General features: G+C 64.3%; 18 protein-coding genes. 12 read left to right on the forward strand and 6 right to left on the reverse strand.

Features of this window, described 5'->3' with window-relative positions; translation table 11 throughout:
- The first annotated feature begins 28 nt into the window (after positions 1-28).
- Positions 29-1198, forward strand: a complete 1170-nt coding sequence (locus AAFG13_RS32880) for an acyltransferase (protein ID WP_249131899.1) — start codon at positions 29-31, stop codon at positions 1196-1198.
- 145 nt (positions 1199-1343) lie between these two features.
- Positions 1344-2489 carry an acyltransferase gene (locus AAFG13_RS32885; protein WP_342709377.1) on the forward strand — a complete coding sequence of 382 codons (1146 nt, stop codon included), beginning with the start codon at positions 1344-1346 and terminating at the stop codon, positions 2487-2489.
- Positions 2490-2541: 52 nt separating this feature from the next.
- Here the strand turns inward: AAFG13_RS32885 and AAFG13_RS32890 are convergent, their stop codons facing one another.
- Positions 2542-3027 carry an antibiotic biosynthesis monooxygenase family protein gene (locus AAFG13_RS32890; RefSeq protein ID WP_342709378.1) on the reverse strand — a complete coding sequence of 162 codons (486 nt, stop codon included), beginning with the start codon at positions 3025-3027 and terminating at the stop codon, positions 2542-2544.
- 315 nt (positions 3028-3342) lie between these two features.
- Here AAFG13_RS32890 and AAFG13_RS32895 point away from each other — a divergent pair, with 315 nt between their 5' ends.
- The 4 genes from AAFG13_RS32895 (at position 3343) to AAFG13_RS32910 (ending at position 7869) form a co-directional block, all read left to right on the forward strand.
- A complete protein-coding gene (locus AAFG13_RS32895; protein ID WP_342709379.1) occupies positions 3343-4581 on the forward strand; it encodes an FAD-binding protein in 1239 nt (412 codons plus the stop codon).
- On the forward strand, positions 4578-5894 hold the full coding sequence (gene glcF / locus AAFG13_RS32900; RefSeq protein WP_342709380.1) for a glycolate oxidase subunit GlcF: 1317 nt from the start codon (positions 4578-4580) through the stop codon (positions 5892-5894). The genes AAFG13_RS32895 and glcF overlap by 4 nt, the downstream gene beginning before the upstream one ends.
- A 213-nt stretch (positions 5895-6107) precedes the next feature.
- Positions 6108-6497, forward strand: coding sequence for a histone (locus AAFG13_RS32905; RefSeq protein ID WP_212313588.1), 390 nt, complete (start codon positions 6108-6110; stop codon positions 6495-6497).
- Between the two features lie 382 nt (positions 6498-6879).
- Positions 6880-7869 (forward strand): TorF family putative porin, encoded by a 990-nt coding sequence (locus tag AAFG13_RS32910; RefSeq protein WP_092124043.1) that lies wholly within the window; start codon positions 6880-6882, stop codon positions 7867-7869.
- A gap of 151 nt (positions 7870-8020) precedes the next feature.
- Here AAFG13_RS32910 and AAFG13_RS32915 read toward each other — a convergent pair whose 3' ends face one another.
- Entirely contained in the window at positions 8021-9763 is a 1743-nt protein-coding gene (locus AAFG13_RS32915) for an ABC transporter ATP-binding protein/permease (RefSeq protein ID WP_212313586.1), read from the reverse strand.
- 309 nt (positions 9764-10072) lie between these two features.
- On the opposite strand from AAFG13_RS32915, the gene AAFG13_RS32920 reads away from it, so the two are divergent.
- Together AAFG13_RS32920 and AAFG13_RS32925 are read left to right on the forward strand one after the other, a co-directional pair.
- The gene (locus AAFG13_RS32920) at positions 10073-11743 is read left to right on the forward strand and encodes an L-lactate permease (RefSeq protein ID WP_342709381.1); all 1671 of its coding nucleotides are present in this window, start codon (positions 10073-10075) and stop codon (positions 11741-11743) included.
- A gap of 179 nt (positions 11744-11922) precedes the next feature.
- Positions 11923-12306: an META domain-containing protein gene (locus tag AAFG13_RS32925; RefSeq protein WP_249131969.1), complete on the forward strand. Its 384-nt coding sequence runs from the start codon at positions 11923-11925 to the stop codon at positions 12304-12306.
- A gap of 94 nt (positions 12307-12400) precedes the next feature.
- Here the strand turns inward: AAFG13_RS32925 and AAFG13_RS32930 are convergent, their stop codons facing one another.
- The gene (locus AAFG13_RS32930) at positions 12401-13036 is read right to left on the reverse strand and encodes a hypothetical protein (protein WP_212313580.1); all 636 of its coding nucleotides are present in this window, start codon (positions 13034-13036) and stop codon (positions 12401-12403) included.
- Positions 13037-13255: 219 nt separating this feature from the next.
- On the opposite strand from AAFG13_RS32930, the gene AAFG13_RS32935 reads away from it, so the two are divergent.
- The 3 genes from AAFG13_RS32935 to AAFG13_RS32945 all read left to right on the forward strand — a co-directional run bounded on the left by AAFG13_RS32935 (position 13256) and on the right by AAFG13_RS32945 (position 14855).
- Positions 13256-13720 carry a GNAT family N-acetyltransferase gene (locus tag AAFG13_RS32935; protein ID WP_342709382.1) on the forward strand — a complete coding sequence of 155 codons (465 nt, stop codon included), beginning with the start codon at positions 13256-13258 and terminating at the stop codon, positions 13718-13720.
- A gap of 76 nt (positions 13721-13796) precedes the next feature.
- Complete coding sequence (locus tag AAFG13_RS32940) at positions 13797-14375, forward strand: Ada metal-binding domain-containing protein (protein ID WP_212313576.1); 579 nt, start codon at positions 13797-13799, stop codon at positions 14373-14375.
- Between the two features lie 12 nt (positions 14376-14387).
- Positions 14388-14855, forward strand: coding sequence for a PaaI family thioesterase (locus tag AAFG13_RS32945; protein WP_342709383.1), 468 nt, complete (start codon positions 14388-14390; stop codon positions 14853-14855).
- A 194-nt stretch (positions 14856-15049) separates the two neighbouring features.
- Here AAFG13_RS32945 and AAFG13_RS32950 read toward each other — a convergent pair whose 3' ends face one another.
- Positions 15050-15514 (reverse strand): ester cyclase, encoded by a 465-nt coding sequence (locus tag AAFG13_RS32950; RefSeq protein ID WP_212313572.1) that lies wholly within the window; start codon positions 15512-15514, stop codon positions 15050-15052.
- Between the two features lie 82 nt (positions 15515-15596).
- Between AAFG13_RS32950 and AAFG13_RS32955 the strand changes: the two genes are divergently transcribed.
- Entirely contained in the window at positions 15597-15962 is a 366-nt protein-coding gene (locus AAFG13_RS32955; RefSeq protein WP_212313570.1) for a hypothetical protein, read from the forward strand.
- 18 nt (positions 15963-15980) lie between these two features.
- On the opposite strand, the gene AAFG13_RS32960 is transcribed toward AAFG13_RS32955, so the two are convergent.
- A complete protein-coding gene (locus AAFG13_RS32960) occupies positions 15981-17180 on the reverse strand; it encodes a hypothetical protein (RefSeq protein WP_212313568.1) in 1200 nt (399 codons plus the stop codon).
- Between the two features lie 275 nt (positions 17181-17455).
- A complete protein-coding gene (locus tag AAFG13_RS32965; RefSeq protein WP_342709384.1) occupies positions 17456-17932 on the reverse strand; it encodes a MarR family winged helix-turn-helix transcriptional regulator in 477 nt (158 codons plus the stop codon).
- Between the last annotated feature and the right edge of the window lie 65 nt (positions 17933-17997).

A 17997-nucleotide genomic window follows, 5' to 3' on the forward strand; every position in this document is an offset into this window, starting at 1 on the left:
CAAGATGCATGTCTTCGGGACCACATCGATGCCCAGCCTGGCCGATCAGTTGGCGGTTTCGCGGAATCGGCCCGCAGGTTTCGACTACATGCGGATTGCGCTGGCGGTATCGATCATCTGCCTGCACGGCCTGAACGTGACGCTCGGGCTTGGCCGGGCGCTGGAAATATTGGGCTCGTTCCGCATCGGCATCGCGATGATCCTCGCGCTGTTCTTTGCGCTCAGCGGCTTCCTGGTGACGGCGAGCCTGCAGCGGTGCAAGAGTCTGATCTCCTTCCTCGGCCTGCGCGTGCTTCGGATCGGGCCCGCGCTCGCGGTCGAGACGACGCTGTCGGCCGTCATCATCGGCTCGGTGTTCACCGAACTGCCGTTGGCGCAGTATGTCGCCGACCCGACATTCCACGCCTATTTTCTCAACATGGTCGGCGACATCCATTACGAGCTGCCGGGCGTCTTCCAGCACAATCCGCTGCCGGACGTGGTGAATGCCCAGCTGTGGACGGTGCCGTACGAATTGTGGTGCTACGTCATCCTGGCGCTGCTCGCGGTGACCACGATCTGCTTCAACAGGGTGGCGTACCTTGTGTTCCTGGTGATCGTTCAGGTCGGGCTGGCCAGCTACGACATCTACCGCTGGGAAGAGGTGCCGATCCAGCTTCGCCCGCATCTTCTGGTGTTCTGCTTCCTTGCCGGTGTCGGCTTCTACCTGTGGCGCGACAAGGTGCCGTTCAACCGCACGGCGTGCCTGGTTGCGCTGTTGCTGTGCGCCGCCGGCATGGCCACGGGACGCGGCGACGCGCTGGCTCCGGTGCCGGCCGCCTATGTCGCGTGCTATCTCGGCCTGATGAACCCGCGACGGAGCTGGATCGTGTCGTCAGGCGATTACTCCTACGGGCTCTATCTCTATGGGTTCGTCATCCAGCAGTGCGTTGCCGCGATCGGCCCGCCGGTTCAGCACTGGTATCTGAACATCCTGATCAGCCTGCCGCTTGCCTTCGGCGTCGCCGTCGCGTCCTGGCATCTCGTCGAGAAACATGCGCTGCGGCTCAGAGATGCCGTCGAACGGTTGGAAGCAGCGATGCTCTCCAGGATTTCGATCCTCGGATTCGGGCGCCAGGCCGAGCAGGCCGAACGAGAGGCTGTCGTCCAGCCGGGGCCGATCAATCCGGCTCGACCGATCGTCCTTTCCGGCCGATAACCCTTAACCATTGCTTGCTGCGAATTCGGAGACGCGACGCCTAGATTGCGTCCGTTCCGACATACACGCTATGCGTTCATATCTTGTTAGTTTGTTGCTGGATAGTTTCTGATGATGTAGTTGTCTCGGAAGCGCAATGCAACCTATGTTCAGCCTGGCCGATCAGTTGGCTCTTTCGCGCCATCGGCCCACAGGCTTCGACTATCTGCGGCTCGCGCTGGCGGCCACCATCATCTGCCTGCACAGTGTGAACGTCGTCTTTGGGATCGACCGGGCGATGGAGGTCTTGGGCCACATCCGCATCGGGTGCGCAATGGTCCTTGCGCTCTTCTTCGCCTTGAGCGGGTTTCTGGTGACGGCGAGTTTGCTGAGGTGCAAGAGCCTGATTTCATTTCTCGGCCTGCGCGTGCTTCGCATTGTGCCCGCGCTTGCGGTCGAGACGACACTCTCGGCCATCATCATCGGCCCGATCTTCACTGCGCTTCCCCTCGCGCAGTATTTCGCGGACCCGAAATTTTACGCCTATTTCCACAATATCGTCGGCGACATCCACTATGAGCTTCCGGGCGTGTTTCTCCACAATCCGGTACCTTTTGCGGTGAATGCGCAGCTTTGGACGGTCCCATATGAGCTGTGGTGCTACGTGATCCTGGCGCTGCTTGCCGTGACCACGATCTGCTTCAACAGGGTGCTGTATCTGGCGTTTCTGGTGTTCGCCCAGATCGGTTTCGCCTGGCACGATATCTACCATTCGGACCTACAATTTCTTCACCTTCGTCCGCCGCTGCTCGTGTTCTGCTTCCTTGCAGGTGTCGGCTTCTATCTCTGGCGCGACAAGGTCCCGTTCAACCGTACCGCGTTCCTGCTCGCGCTGATGCTTTGCGCGGCCGGGATGGCCACTGGATACACCGATGCGATTATTGTTGGACCCGCCGCGTATGTCGCGAGCTATCTGGGGCTCATGAACCAGCCGCGAAGCTGGATCGTGTCATCCGGCGACTACTCGTACGGGATGTATCTTTACGGAGTGGTCGTCCAGCAGTGCGTTGCGGCGTTGGGCCCCCCGGTTCAGCATTGGTATCTGAACATCCTGATCAGCCTGCCGATTGCCTTCGGCGTCGCGTTCGTGTCCTGGCATCTCGTCGAGAAGCATGCGCTTCGGCTCAGGGCGCAGGTCGAACAGATCGAGGCGGCGGTGCTCTCCCGGATTTCGATCGCAGCCTTCTGGCGCAAATCGCCCGAGCGGATCGAGTTGGGTGCGACGCTCGACGGCAGCCGCGCGTCGGTCTGATATTGCATCGGAGGGGGAGGACCTGCATCGCAAGCCCTCCCGCGGCACCGTCTTACAGCAGCACGTATTGCGTCCGTTCGCGCTTGGCGAGCAGCGGCAGCGCCTGCTCCGCGATGTAGGTCTTGAAGTAGGCGCTCTCCGCATGCGCCTTGAACGCCGCTTCGTCCTGGAACAATTCGTAGAACAGGAATTGCGCCGGATTGTCCTTGCCGCGGCCGATCAGGAACAGCTTGGTGCCGGGGTCGTTCTGCGCCTCGGGCAGGAAGCCGTCGAGGATTGCCGCGACCTTGTCCGCCTGGCCTTCCTTGGCTTCCCATTGCGCCACCACCAGCAGGCCTGATGTGTTGATCGCATCGCTGATGGTTCTCGTGCTCATAGCATAGTGCTTCATTTGCATTCCTCCGTTGCTTTGCTCCGATCGCGCTTGCGATCCGGTCCATGGCGAGACGCCGGCGATCGTCATGATCGCGGCGAGCGAGCCGATGGCCGATCGTCGGGTGAGCATCATCGTCGTGGTCGTGACATCCGAACGTTTCATGATCGCCTCCAGATGAAGTGCGCCAACCGTCTTGCCGGCCGAACCGCAATGCGACGGATAGGGGATCGCGTTGCGCACTCGGTTAGGTGACGGTCGAAATGTCGATGTCGTGAAAATGGTTCGACGTCGGCCGAAGTGTTACGTCTCCGCCAGCGCAGGAGGCACGATGTGGCCAAAACCTCGAGCAGGGTGGCCCGACCGCCGTTCCCACCATTGTCGGGCGGCAAGCCCCGCTCCCGGGCCATTCCGTCGGCATTGCGACGGTGGGGTTCGTCGCATTTGATTTCGGCGCCGAATTTCGTTACCGCCTAGCGGGTGGAAACGCTGAAAGTCAGAGACGTCCAGGACGTCGAAGAGGTGGTGCGCGCCGCTGTCGCCAGCGAACAGCCGCTCGAGGTCATTGGTCATGGATCGAAACGCGCCGTCGGCCATCCGATGGCGACCAATGCGGTGCTCGACGTCTCGGTGCTGAACGCGGTCAGCTCCTATGAGCCGAACGAGCTGATCATCACCGTGCAGGCCGGCGCGCCGCTCGCCGACGTGCAATCCCTGATCGACGCCAAGAACCAGCAATTCGCCTTCGAGCCGATGGACATGTCCGTGCTGCTCGGCAGCGCGGGAGCCGGCACGATCGGCGGCATGATCGGCGCCGGCCTTGCCGGTCCGCGCCGTATCAAGGCCGGCGGCGCCCGGGATCACCTGCTCGGGGCGCACGCGGTGTCCGGATTCGGCGACAGTTTCAAGACCGGCGGGCGGGTGGTGAAGAACGTCACCGGCTACGATCTCTGCAAGCTGCTCACCGGTTCCTGGGGCACGCTGGCGGTCATGACCGAAGTGACACTCAAGGTCATGCCGAAGCCGGAAGCCGAGCGGACGCTGGTGCTACGCGGGCTCGACGACGTCACCGCCAACAAGGCGATGACGGCAGCGCTGGGTTCGCCCTTCGACGTATCGGGCGCCGCGCACCTGCCCGGTTCGGCGCTGCGGTCGGGGACCGGCGCGCTCGCCGGCCTGGCAGCCTCCGGCCAGCCGGTCACGCTGGTGCGGCTTGAGGGCATTTCGGCGTCGGCGGCGCACCGGGCGGCCTCGCTGAGCCAGACACTGTCGTCCTATGGAACGGTCGACAGCCTCGCTGACGACGCCTCAGCTGCGATCTGGAGCGCGCTGCGCGACGTGCTGCCGTTCGCGGCGAACGGCGCGCTCGGGGCCTGGCCGGTGTGGCGCATCGTTTGCCCGCCGGCTTCAGGCGGCGCGCTGGGCCAGGCGCTGTCGCGCGCCACCGGCGCTGATGTGATCTACGATTGGGGCGGCGGGTTGATCTGGGCCGCGGTGCCGCCCAATGGCGACGCGCAGGCCGCGCTGGTCCGCGGCCAGGTCGAGGCGGTCGCCGGGCACGCGACCCTGATCCGCGCCGTCGAGGATGTGCGCCGTGCGGTCGACGTGTTCCAGCCGCAGCCGGCCGGGCTTGCCGCACTCGGCGAGCGGGTCCGGGCGAGTTTCGATCCGAGATCGGTCCTCAACCGCGGCCGGATGATTCGAGGCGGGGGGGCATGAAGACCGAGTTTACCCTGGCGCAGCTCGCCGATCCCGACATCAAGGAAGCCGACAAGATCCTGCGCGCCTGCGTGCATTGCGGCTTCTGCACCGCGACCTGTCCGACCTATGTGCTGCTCGGCGACGAGCTCGATAGCCCGCGCGGCCGCATCTACCTGATCAAGGAGATGCTGGAGAAGGACAAGCCGCCGACGGCGGACGTGGTCAAGCATATCGACCGCTGCCTGTCGTGCCTCGCCTGCATGACCACCTGTCCCTCGGGCGTGAACTACATGCACCTCGTCGACCAGGCCCGGGTCAGGATCGAGCGGGATTACGAGCGGCCGCTGACCGAGCGGCTGCTGCGGTCGGTACTCGCCTTCGTGCTGCCGCGGCCGGGCCTGTTCCGGATCAGCATGATCCTGGCCGGGCTCGCCCGTCCGTTCACAGCGCTGCTGCCAACGCCTTCGGTTGGTGCGGCGAGCCCGGGCCTGCTGCGGCGGATCAAGGCGATGCTGGCGCTGGCGCCGCACGGCCTGCCGCCGCCGGGTCCGGCTGCCGGAACCGTGTTTGCGGCGACCGGCCGTCGGCGTGGCCGGGTCGCGCTGCTGCAGGGCTGCGCCCAGCAGGTGCTGGCGCCACGCATCAATCAGGCTGCGATCAACGTGCTGACCCGGCACGGCGTCGAGGTGGTGCTGGTCAAGGACGAGCAATGCTGCGGCGCGTTGACCCATCACATGGGACAGGACGCCGACGCGCTGGCGCGCGCGCGGGCCAACGTCACGGTGTGGCAAAGGGAAGCGGATCAGAACGGGCTCGACGCCATTCTGGTGACGACCTCGGGCTGTGGGACAGTCGTCAAGGACTACGGCTACCTGCTGCGCGAGGACAAAACATTCGCCGAGCCGGCCGAGCGAATCTCGGCGCTGGCAAAGGATATCACCGAGTATCTCGCTGGCCTCGAGCTCGCGCCTTCAACGCAGAAAGGCGACATCACCGTCGCCTATCACTCGGCTTGTTCGTTGCAGCATGGACAGAAAATCACTCAACTTCCGAAAGAATTGCTTTCCAAGAATGGATTCGTGGTGAAAGATGTGCCTGAGAGCCATTTGTGTTGCGGTTCGGCGGGGACCTACAACATTCTCCAGCCCGACATTGCGAGCAGATTGCGCGATCGCAAGGTCGCCAATATTGCGCTTGTCAAACCGGACATGATCGCTGCGGGCAATATTGGTTGCATGGTTCAGATTGCCGGCGGTACGTCAGTTCCTGTGGTGCACACGATTGAGCTTCTCGATTGGGCGACAGGAGGTCCCCGGCCAGGATTGAATTGATCGACTGCCATTCGAGCATGATCCGGACCCCAGCCTTGCCCTGACGCAAACTGAAGGACCGGCGCTTCCCTGCCACAGACGCGAAGCGATCGCGCGGCCATCATGCCCGACAAGCGAAGTGGAAGGTGCCTCTCCTCGAGGTGCAGCTGCTGACCGGCAAGCGATCACTTCAATACGCGGTGGACTCAAATCAGCGGCAACAGGAGGACCACGATGGCGAAGTCGAAGAAGGCGAAGAAAAGCAAGAAGGCCAAAAAGGCCAAGAAGGCGGTAGCGGCGAAGAAGAAGTCCGCGAAGAAGTCGGCCAAGAAGACTGCGAAGAAGTCTGCGAAGAAATCGGCGAAGAAGTCAGCCAAGAAGAGCGCCAAGAAGACAGCTAAGAAAGCTGCGAAGAAGGCTGCTCCGAAGAAGGCCGCGCCCGCGAAGCCGGCTGCGAAGAAGGCCGCCAAGAAGAGCGCTCCGAAGAAGGCCGCCGCGCCGAAGCCGGCTGCCCCGGTTGCAGCGTCCCCGGCGCCCGAGCCCGCGCCGCAACCGGCCGCGAGCTGGGCCACGCCGAGCCACGAGCCGGCGCCGAGCTGGGGCACCGACAGCGAGCACCACTAGCCGAACCTGCACCGGTTCACCTGATCGAAGCCGCAGCGGACGCCGCTGCGGCTTTTTCCGTATCGGCCGTCCGTAGTTTTGCGGGGGCGCGATTCGCGTCGATACCGACCGCAGCATGTCGAACTGTTGCTCGAATCCGATTTTGCGTGCCGCTCAACCGGGGCGGGAGCCTTGAGTCTTGTGGTGCAAATGCAACACCCGCCAACCAACGTGTGGCGAGGCGGCCAGAACGCCTAAAAAGTCGGCAGATGCATGTCTTTTCGCCTTCACGGTACCGTGCACCGGCCTCAGATTGATCCCACGCGATTGAGTTGCAGTCCGTTATCGCGCGCCCTGGGGGCCACCGGAGCTGGGCTGTCTTGAAAAGTAGATGGGGATCGTCATGAAGAAACTGGCTTTGTTAGCAACGGCGCTAGCAATGATTTCGAGCTCGGCAATGGCAGCTGACATGGCGGTGAAGGCCGTCAAGGCGCCGCCGCCGGCTCCCTTCGATCCGTGGGATGTCGCCTTCGGCGCCGGCATCATGAGCGACTACATCTTCCGCGGCGTCACCCAGTCCAACCACAATCCGTCGGTCACCGCCTATTTCGAGCCGCGCTACAACGTCAACAAGGACCTGCAGCTCTACATCGGCACCTCGACCGAAAGCATCTCCTTCGCCAACCGCGCTGCGGCCGAAGTCGACGTCTACGGCGGTATCCGCCCGACCTTCGGCGCCTTCGCCTTCGACATCGGTGTCTGGGGTTACCTGTATCCGGGTGGAACCTGCTACTTCGGCGCACCGACCGACACCGCCGGCAAGCTGCTCAGCCCGGAGTGCGCAGCCAACGCCCTGCTGAACGGCAACGTGATGAAGAAGGACGTCTCGTTCTTCGAAGTCTACGGCAAGGCGACCTGGACCATCAACGACAACTGGGCGTTCACCATCAACGAGTACTACTCGCCGAACTTCCTCAACACCGGCGCCTGGGGCAACTACTCCTCGATCATCGGCAAGTACACCGCGCCGAGCACCGTGTTCGGCACCAGCGGCGTCGGCATGTATGTGTCGGGTGAGTTCGGCCGGCAGTGGCTCGGCACCTCGGACAGCTTCTACGGCGTTCCGGCGTTCCCGAACGGCATCAAGTATGCCGACTACAACACCTGGAACATCGGCATCGGCTTCACCTACAAGGTGTTCACGCTCGATCTGCGCTACTCCGACACCGACCTGTCGAAGGGCAATTGCAGCGCCTTCACCAGCGATTTCACCGCGGGCGGAACCACCAACGTCACCCCGATCAATCCGGGCGGCACGGGCTCCAACTGGTGCGGCGCGGCTGGTATCGCCAAGCTCTCGGTCGACCTGACCGCGATGTCCAACCTGAAGTAATTTCCTCTTCCGAGGATCGCGGGGGCGGCAGAGCAATCTGCCGCCCCTTTGTTTTGCGGACTCGGTGATGACGAGGCTGGAGCGGCGGATTGGCTCATCTCTCCCGCTTGCGGGAAGAGGGAGCCGAGTGCCCGCAGCTTGATCCGCTCGCCTACGACGCGGCGGCCTCGACCTTGTCACGCAAGGTGAAGCGGTCGCCGTCGCGGATCAGCGACACGTTGCGCTGGTGGAAGGCGTCGAGCGTCGCGCGGTGGCCGATCGAGACCACCGTGGTGTCGGGCAGCTTCTCGGCGATCAGCCTGTAGAGCGCGGCTTCCGACGGCTCGTCGAGCGAGGCCGTCGCCTCGTCCAGGAACAGGAATTGCGGCGCATGCAACAACGCGCGGGCGATGCCGAGCCGCTGCTGCTCGCCGAGCGACAGCATCCGGTTCCAGTGCGCTTCTTCCTCGAGCCGCGTCGCGAGCTGCGGCAGTCCGACGGCAGCGAGGACCTCGCGGACCCGTGCCGCATCGTAGCTCGCAGCCTGGCCCGGATAGACCACCGCGTCATGCAGCGAGCCGATCGGCAGATAGGGACGTTGCGGCAGCATCATCAGGCTGGCGTTGGCGGGGACCTGGACTGCGCCGCGGCCGAACGGCCAGATGCCGGCCATCGCGCGGAACAGCGTGGACTTGCCGGCGCCCGAGGGACCGGTGACCAGGGTGCGCTCATTGTCGCGAAGGCTGAAGCCGTCCGCGGCGAGCAGCGGCTTGCCGTCGGGCAGCGTGACCAGGAGATCGTCGAGATCGATCGTGTCGCCGGCTGTGGGCTTGACGTGGATGATGTCCTGCCTCTGCGCGAGCGCATCGCCACCGCGGATCGAGTTCTCGAAGCCATCGAGACGCGCGACCACCGATTGCCATTCAGCCAGCGTCCGGTAGGCCGAGATGAAGAACGACAGTGAATCCTGCACGCTGCTGAAGGCGGACGCGGTCTGCATCATGCCACCGAGCTGGATCTTGTTGGCGAAATAGGCCGGTGCGATCAGCACGTAGGGGAAGATCACGGCGGCCTGCGAATAGGTCGCGGTGAACGCGGTCAGCTTCTTGGTTCGTTGCATGATGTCGAGCCAGTTCCCGACCACGAAGCCGAAGCGATCGAGCAATCGCGTGCGCTCGGCCGGTTCACCGTGGAGCAGTGCAATCTGCTCGGCGTTCTCGCGGGTCCGCACCAGGTTGAAGCGAAAATCGGCCTCGAACCGTTGCTGCCGGAAGTTGAGGTCGACCAGCGGCCTGCCGATCAGATGGGTCAAGAGCGTTCCGAGGATCGCGTACACCAGCGCGCCCAGCACCAGATAGCCGGGAATCGCGAGGTCCTGGCCGAACAGATGCAGCGGCGCCTGATTGGAAAGGCCCCACAGGATGAAGACGAAGGAGGCAAGCGTCACGACGGCGCTCAGCAATCCGATCCCGAGCGTCAGGGTCTGTTCGACGAAGCGCTGGGTGTCGTCGGCGATACGCTGGTCCGGGTTATCAGCGGCGTCGCCGAGCAACTGCATGCGGTAGTGGTTGGCATCCTGCAGCCAGCCGCCGAGATAACGCGTGGTCATCCAGCGCCGCCAGCGGATCTGCAGCCATTGATTGAGATAGAGCTGGTAGACTTTCAGGCCGATCCAGAAAGCTGCGAGCACGCAGAAATAGCCGATCTGATAGGTGAAGACCGCTTGATCGCGCTCCTGCAGCGCGTTGTAGAAAACATTGTTCCAGCGGTTGAACAACACGGTCAGAAAGACGGCGGCGAGCTCGAGTATCACCACCGCGGCCAACAGCCCGCGGCCTGCCCATTTGTCGTCGGAGTTGAAATAGGGCGAGGCGATGCGCCACACCGTCGCGAGCGTCGAGCGAATGTTGTTCACAGATTATCGTCTCCGGGGAAGCGGCCGCAACGGCCTGAAGAATCGGGACAATCGCAGTGCACCTCGACTAAAGTCGTAGGTCTGGCATGCAAGCGTTGGCTTGTCCCGGCGATCGAGTCAACCCTAGCATGACGACAACGGCGAGGGGCGGGGGACCTTCGATTTTTCGCGAGGATGTGAGTGATCCTTACCGATCGTTCATTCGCGAGCCGGGGCTGCAATTCTTCCGACGGACTCCCGCAATCGCACCAGCGCGCCTGCCTGCACCGAGGCCGGGGCGCTGCATAAGAATGTGGGAAGGACCCCGAGATGAGCACCTGGAATCAAATCTACAATCCGCTGGGCAATGCGGGGCTGTCGACGCTGGCGGCCGCCATTCCCGTGGTCACGCTGCTGGTGCTGATCGCCAGCGGCAAGGTGAAGGCACATATCGCCGCCATCGTCGCCGTGATCGTGACCAACCTGATCACGATCTTCGTCTTCACGATGCCGGCCGGCATGTCGATCCGCGCATCGATCCTCGGCATCGTCACCGGGTTCTTTCCGATCGGCTGGATCGTGCTCAACGTCATCTTCCTCTACCAGGTCACGGTGAGGTGCGGGAAGTTCGAGCTGCTCAAGCGCGCGGTCGGCGGCGTCACCGAGGATCGCCGCCTGCAGTTGCTCCTGATCGCGTTCTCGTTCGGCGCCTTCTTCGAGGGCGCCTCGGGCTTCGGCACGCCGGTCGCCATCACCGGTGCGGTGCTGATCGGGCTCGGCTTCTCGCCGCTCGCAGCCTCCGGCCTGTCGCTGATCGCCAACACCGCCCCGGTCGCCTTCGGCGCGCTGGGCACGCCGATCCAGGGCCTTGCCTCGGTCACCGGGCTCGATCCCTACCTCCTCGGCGCCATGGTCGGCCGGCAGCTGCCGCTGTTCTCGCTGATCGTGCCGTTCTGGGTGGTATGGGCATTCGCGGGCTGGCGCGGCATGAAGGAAGTGTGGCCGGCGATCCTGGTCACCGGCGTGTCGTTTGCGGTCCCGCAATTCGTGATCTCGAACTACATCAATCCCTGGATCGTCGATATCGGCGCCTCGCTGATCTCGATGGGCGCGCTGATCCTGTTCCTCAAGGTCTGGCAGCCGCGTCAGCTCTGGCTGTCGCCCGCGCTGCGCGGCCGCGATGAATCGGCGGCGACGATGGCGGCCGCCAAGCCGCTCGACAAGACGCCGCTGACCCAGGGCGAATTGTGGAGCGCGCTGCTGCCATGGATCATCGTCTGCATCCTGATGCTGATCTGGGGCAACGGCGCCTTCAAGGCCTGGGCGAATGCCAACTTTGTCTGGAACTATCCGGTGCCCGACCTCGACAAGCTGATCTTCAAGGTGCCGCCGGTGGTGGCCAAGCCGACGCCGGAAGGTGCGGTGTTCGGCTTCACCTATTTGTCGTTCACCGGCACCGGATTGCTGATCGCCGCGATCATCTCGGGTCTCCTGATGGGCTTCTCGCCGCTCAAGCTGATCGCCGAATATGGCCGCACCATCCGCCTGTGCGCGATCTCGCTGATCACGATCTCGGCGATGCTGGCGATCGGTACGCTGACCCGGCTCTCCGGCGTCGACGCCACCCTCGGCCTCGCCTTCGCCGCGACCGGCGTGCTCTACCCGTTCTTCGGCACGCTGCTTGGCTGGCTCGGCGTGGCGCTGACCGGATCGGACACCTCGTCCAACATCCTGTTCGGCAATCTGCAGAAGATCACCTCCGAGCAGCTCGGCCTGCCGCCGATCCTGATGGCGGCCGCGAACTCCTCGGGCGGCGTGATGGGCAAGATGATCGACGCGCAATCGATCGTGGTCGCCTCCACCGCGACCAACTGGTACGGCCACGAGGGTTCGATCCTGCGCTACGTGTTCCTGCACTCGATCGTGCTGGCGTGCCTGGTCGGTCTGTTCGTGACCCTGCAGGCCTATGTCTACCCGTTCACCGCGATGGTTCTGAAATAAAGAGGCGAGGCGTCGCCCAAACGGAGATCCCCGCGGGTGCGAGCCCGCGGGGATTTTGCTTTTCAAGCGCTTTTTCTCGCGCCGCCATTCTGGCCAATCGCAGCCTCGTCCCATACAAGGGCGGCGTCGCAATTCCTGGGAATGGCATGATCTCGATGAAGCGGATTCTGAACGGCGGCATGGCCGCGTTGGTGGTCGTTGCAGCGGCGCTTAGCGCGGGGCCAGTGCAGGCCCAGGAAGAATTCCCGTTCGGCTTCGTGATGACGCTCGATGCCGCGCGCATGCCGGGCTCCAAGCGGATTCCCTCGATCGAGGTCGGCGACAATGGCGAGGTGATCCTCGAGCTGTGGTGCGACGGCGGCAAGGGCCAGTTCTCGGTTGCCGGCAACACCATCGTGTTCGTTCCCGGCACGATGGAGAACCGCAACTGCACGCCGGACCGGGCGCAGGCCGACAAGGATTTGCTCACCGCGCTCGGCGACACGACGAGCTGGCGGCGGCAGGGTGATCAGGTCACGTTCATCGGAAGCAAGTCGCTGCGTTTCGTGATCAACAGCAACTAGGGCATGATCCGGAAAAGTGCGAAGCGGTTTTCCGAAAAGATCATGCCCAAGCAAAAAGTGACGAACTCATCGCGCTGCTGCGTCGAACGCGGGCTCAGGGCGTTGCGACCAATCCGCTTGCGGTGGCAACGATCCAGCGATTGCCCCAGCGCACGATGGAATCGACCCGGCCGAGGCCTGGGACGACGTCGCCGCGTGCGGCCATCTTGACGCCCTCCGGCCCCTCGAGCACGGCGGTGCCGTCGCGGACTTCGACCACCGACCATCCGGGAATGGTGCTCGGCCGGGTCTCCGCCGCCGCTGCGACGGGCGGCTTCGTTCCGAGCGCCGCGGCCTGCGCGTTCAGGGTGGTGGGCGCGGCGCCCAGTGCGAGCGGGCGCGGGCTGGCAGGGGTGTTCTTCGGAATGCTGCCGGTGACAACGGGGTCGGCGTTGGACGCGGTCCGGCGCTCGCCCCTCGATTCGCTTCTTGGGCTCGGCCGCGTCTCGGCAACATGCGGGACAGGCGCTTCCTTCTGGGCCACCGGGACCGGGGCGGGAGTCGCAAAATCGTGCCAGTTGGCGCCGCCGGTCCATCCCAGCACGAAGCTTGCGGCCAGTGCGGTGGCTGCCAGCAGCGCGGTGCCGATGCGGTCGGCGAACGGCTCCCGCAGCAGCAGGGCGGCGTCGTGGTTTTCGCCTGAGACGTCCCAGAGGTCCGCCGTCTGCGCCGGCGAATGACCCTCCGTCACATCCGTTGGCCAGATGCTCCCAGGACTGATCGGCTCGCGGTCTTGCATGGCGTGACCCGTGTTCGGTGACGCAAAGGATGATCCTCGAAACTAAATCGAGCCTTAATTTTCGGTGACCGAACTGCGGCAGCACGAAGTCTTTTGGTCCCAGGGCTCCGTAAATTGACGGGACGGCGAGGGCGGCCGACAATCGCGACGACGACCCTGCATTGGCCGGAGATGCACACGCCTGACATCAGCATCGCCCCCGAAGACCCGCGGCAGCCCGACGTGCGGCAGCTGATCGATCTGTCGGACGCCCACATGCAGGCGCTGTATCCGCCTGATAGCAATCACCGCGCCCCCGTCGAGACGCTAGCCGCCCCGGATACGGTCTTCCTCGTCGCGCGGCGCCATGGCGAGGTGCTCGGGTCGATCGCCTTCCGCCTCATCGCGCCCGGTCATGCCGAGATGAAGCGGATGTTCGTGCGCGCCGATGCGCGCGGACACGGGCTCGGCCGCCGGCTGCTCGACGCGCTGGAGGACGCCGCGCGCGACCGGCAGATCGCGCGCATCAGCCTGGAGACCGGAATCCGGCAGCCGGAGGCGATCGGGCTCTATCGCGCCGCAGGCTATCAGGAGTGCCCGCCGTTCGGCGGCTACGCACCCGATCCGCTCAGCCTGTTCATGACCAAGCGTCTTTAGCTCCAAGCGGTCGTTTCCGGACGCCGTCACCGCAAAGCGGGTCGTCGCGGCGCTTAGGCGTCGCTATAGCGATGGCATGCTCGATTTCGCCGCCCAATATGCAGCCTTCCAGCGCCGCGATCCGGCCTGGGACGGCATCGTGTTCGTCGCGGTCAGGACGACGGGCGTGTATTGCCGTCCGGTGTGCCGGGCGCGCACGCCGCTCGCCCGCAATGTGCGGTTCTACGGCAGCGCCGCGTCGGCCGAGCGCGCCGGCTTCCGGCCCTGCCTGCGCTGCCGTCCCGAGGCGGCGCCGTTCTGCCCGGCATGGAAGGGCACCAGGACCACGGTCGAGCGCGCGCTGGCGCTGATCGAAGCGGGCGCACTCGACCGCGGCAATGTCGCTGCGCTGGCCGATCGGCTCGGCATCGGGGCGCGGCATCTGTCGCGGCTGTTCGCCGAACATCTCGATGCCTCGCCGCTGCAGGTCGCGCTCTCGCTGCGCGTGCAGCGCGCCAAGCGCCTGATCGACGAGAGCGATATTCCGCTCTCCTTGGTGGCGCAGCAAGCCGGCTTCTCCAGCGCAAGGCGCATGAACGCCGCATTCGCAAAACTCTATGGCCGTTCGCCCGTCTCGCTGCGACGGAATCGGCTGCCAAACATCACGATGCAATAATGGAGATCAGCAATGGCCAAGAGCTACGGCACCGTCAGTGCCGAACAGAAACTCAGGATGAGCGGCCTCGAATTCGTGCAAGGGCTCGCCTCGGGCGCCTTGCCGCTCAACACCATCGCGCGGACCCTCGGCTATGACGTCACTGAAGCCGAGCATGGCCGCGTCGTCGTCACGCTGCTGCCGACGGATGCGCATCTCAATCCGGCAGGCACCGTGCATGGCGGGCTCACCGCCACGCTGCTCGACAGCTGCATGGGGCTTGCGGTGCAGTCGACGCTCGATGCCGGAACGAGCCAGACCACGCTCGAATTCAAGATCTCGCTGGTGTGGCCGATCACGCCCGACACCGGCCCGATCCGGGCCGAAGGCCAGGTGCTCAATTGCGGTCGCCGCATCGGGACCGCGGAAGGCAGGGTCACCGACGAGAAAGGGCGGCTGCTCGCGCATGGCACGACGACGTGCCTGATCTTTCCGGCTTGATGAAGAGCCGCTGCGGAGAGACTGCGCCGGCACTGCATCAGGCGATGCGATGCCGGCGCGGTAACATTGGAATACGTCCAGCGAGCCTGCGGATTAGAGCGCTTCGATTTCACCGAGCCGATCGATTGGTCTAACCCGAACGCACGGAAAGTGCGTTCGGGTAGCTGCGATGCGATCGTCGATGAAGCGCCGGTTCACCCGGCGTAGCCACTCTGTTCAGGCAAGCGAATGAGGCCGAGCTGCAGCATGGCGGTGAGCGCATCCTCCTGTCCGAGCTCCTCGGCGATCCGTCCGTCCCGCACGCGCAGCACGGTCGTGCCGGCGAACGTCATCTTGCGGCCGGAGGCCGCAGGTAGCGAGCCGAGGCGGAAGTCGCTGAAGGCAGGCCCAGTGTGCGTGCCGCCACCTTCCCAGCGGCCGACGACGAGATCACCTTCCGCGACGAGATCGCCGACGCCCCAGAACTTGAGATCCGGAAACGCTTCACGAAACTCGGTGATGAATTGCGTGACCGCAGCGCGGCCCATCTTCGCTTCGTGCATCGGGTAGTGCACGACAATGTCCGGTGTCGCGAGCTCATCGATGATGCGCGGATTCCATGGGTTTCCCCAAAAACCCTCGAACCACCGGCCTACGACGCTCTTGTTTTCCTCTGACATCGGATCGTCTCCATTTGCATGTTGCCGGTATCGCGACCGGCGCTGTGTCGATGCACGCATTAGGCATTTTGAGGCGGGTGTCGTGCCACCCGATTCCGGATCGGGCGTGCTGCCGGTGCTCAGGCGAGATTCCGCTTTGTCGATATGGCGCTTAGCGCCGCTTCTCGAACGTCATCGCGCAAACGGGAAGCGGGTGGTTCGCGCAACATCAGCACGAAATCGTTTGCGTCAACACACAGGAGAAAACATCGTGCGCAACTTCGATGCGATCGCCGCGCTGCGCGGCGACGGACTTCGCCTCGAGCTGCGGGCGCTGCTCGATCGCGCTGCGGTCGAGCCTCGTTCCGAATTGTTCGCCAGAAACGACGGGATGCTTCAATCCGGCCCGGACGCAGCTCCCGAGATGGCGCGCGACAACGTCGTGCCGTTGAAGCGCAGGACAGCCTGAATCAGGAGAGCGCCGGCTTCAGCGCCACACCGACTTGTCGGCGTCCCAGCGCTGGCCTTTGAGCTCCTTGACCAGCGCGTCGATCGCGCCGTTGTCGTCCTTGGCCTCGCTGCCTTCCTCGTCGCTGCTGGAATCGTCGGAGAGATTGAGCTTGGCGCCGGCGCTGTCATCCGACGTCGAGACGGTGGGGCTCGAGACCCACAGCATCAGTTTGTCGGAGCTGCCGGGCTTGTCGGGCGCGACGAGGGCGGTGACCTCGTAATTCTGGGTGAGGCCGAGCGCAGGGTAGATCGCGCTCGGCCGCTTCAGCACCAGCTTGAGCTTGCCGGTGTTCGCGTTCCAAGTCGCCGAGGCGGGCTTTGCCGAAAGCGTCTTCGCCAGCACGCCCGCGATCGCGGTTGCGAGCTTGTCCTTGTTGATCTTGTCGCCGCTGGTCCAGTCCGCGGCGGCGAAGCGGATGGTGCGGTCCATCTCGACCACGCCGCTGGTCCAGCCGGCCGCCGTCACGCCGGGCGCTGATTTCGCCTTCGCAAGCAGCGCGCTGGCGTGCTCGGGATCGACGGTGAGGTTGATGGTCTGCTCGCCGGAGCGCATCGCATCGCAGGTCACCGCGAGGCTGGAGGTGCCGATCTCGGCGGCCTCGCCCTTCAGGCTCTTGAGGAATTCGGCCGCCGCATCGAGCTTCACCCGCACCCCGATCGATTCCGGCGAGACGTCGGTGAAGTCCTTTGGCTGTGGCGTGATGCCGTCCTCGGTGGCCTGGTTGTCCTGGAATTCCTTCTCGCTGAGATCGGAATTGTCCGTCGAGGCGACCTCGGTCACGGTCTGGCCGATCGTGATCTGGCCGCGGAACTCAAAGCTGTCGCCGGTCTGCTTGCGGTTCAGCTTGACCGTGATCGGCTGCTTGTCGGCGACGCTCTGGGTGGTGCCGGACAGCGTCTGGCCGTTGACGGCGAGGTTGGCGACGAAGCGGTCCTTGCGGTCGGAGCTCTTGTCGGCGGGATAGCAGACGTCGAGCACGGCCGCGGTCACGGTCTTGCCCTGGCGGGTTTCCTTCAGCACGACGTCGGCATTGCCGTCCATCAGGCCGTCGATCGAGGTGAAATAGCGCGTCTCGGGGCCATTCGACGGTGCCGGCTTCGTTTGCAGCTTCATCTGGGCGAGGGCAGGTGCCGACACGACGGCAAGACCGAGCAGCAGGAGCGGGAGCGCGCGCATACGATGAGTCCTCGAAGGGCAGAATCGGTTCCGTCGTAACTAGCAAACCTCCGTCTCATTGGCCAAAAAAGAAGGCCGCCTAACGGCGGCCGGCTATCGCATACGAGATGATCGGACCTTTTTGGCACCGTCATGGCCGGGCTCGTCCCGGCCATCCACGTCTTTCTTTACGTGGGACCGAAGGCGTGGATGCCCGGGACAAGCCCGGGCATGACGAATGCGGAGACGGCACCGCTTCGATTATGCGTTTTGCGACGAACTTACGCCTGCTCGCGTCATGCGCGGTCGTCGGGTTCCTGTCCGCTCTCCAGCCTGGCGCGCAGCGTGCTGACGACGCGACTCACGGTTTCGATGTCCTTCATCGACAATCCGTCGGAAAGGCCGTTCACCCAAGGTAGCTGCAGGCGCATGGCCGCCTCGAAGGCGTGCCGTCCCTTCTCGGTCAGCACGACGAGCTGGGCCCGGCGATGATGCGGATTGGTCTCGAATGTGACGAGCCCGTCCCGTTGCAGGTCATTGACGATCCGCTGCACGTTCTGTCTGGCAGCGCCGAGGTCGCGCGCCAGCCACGCGACCGGTTGCGGGCGTTCGGCGGTGACGATGGCGCCGAGAATCTGCCAGCGTGCGCTGGTCAGGCCAAGTCCAGCCACCATCCGGTCGCCGGCGGTGAACAGCAGGCTGTTGAGCCTGAACAAGTCGAGAATCAAGTCGCTCAGGGCCTCGCCGGCCGGAGTTCGCTTGGTCTGCGGCATTTGTCACCATAAGTTGATATTGACATCATGATGTCAAATACGTATGTATCCATCTGATCGAAATG

Origin of the sequence: Bradyrhizobium sp. B124, from assembly GCF_038967635.1 — a bacterium.
Lineage (GTDB): Bacteria > Pseudomonadota > Alphaproteobacteria > Rhizobiales > Xanthobacteraceae > Bradyrhizobium.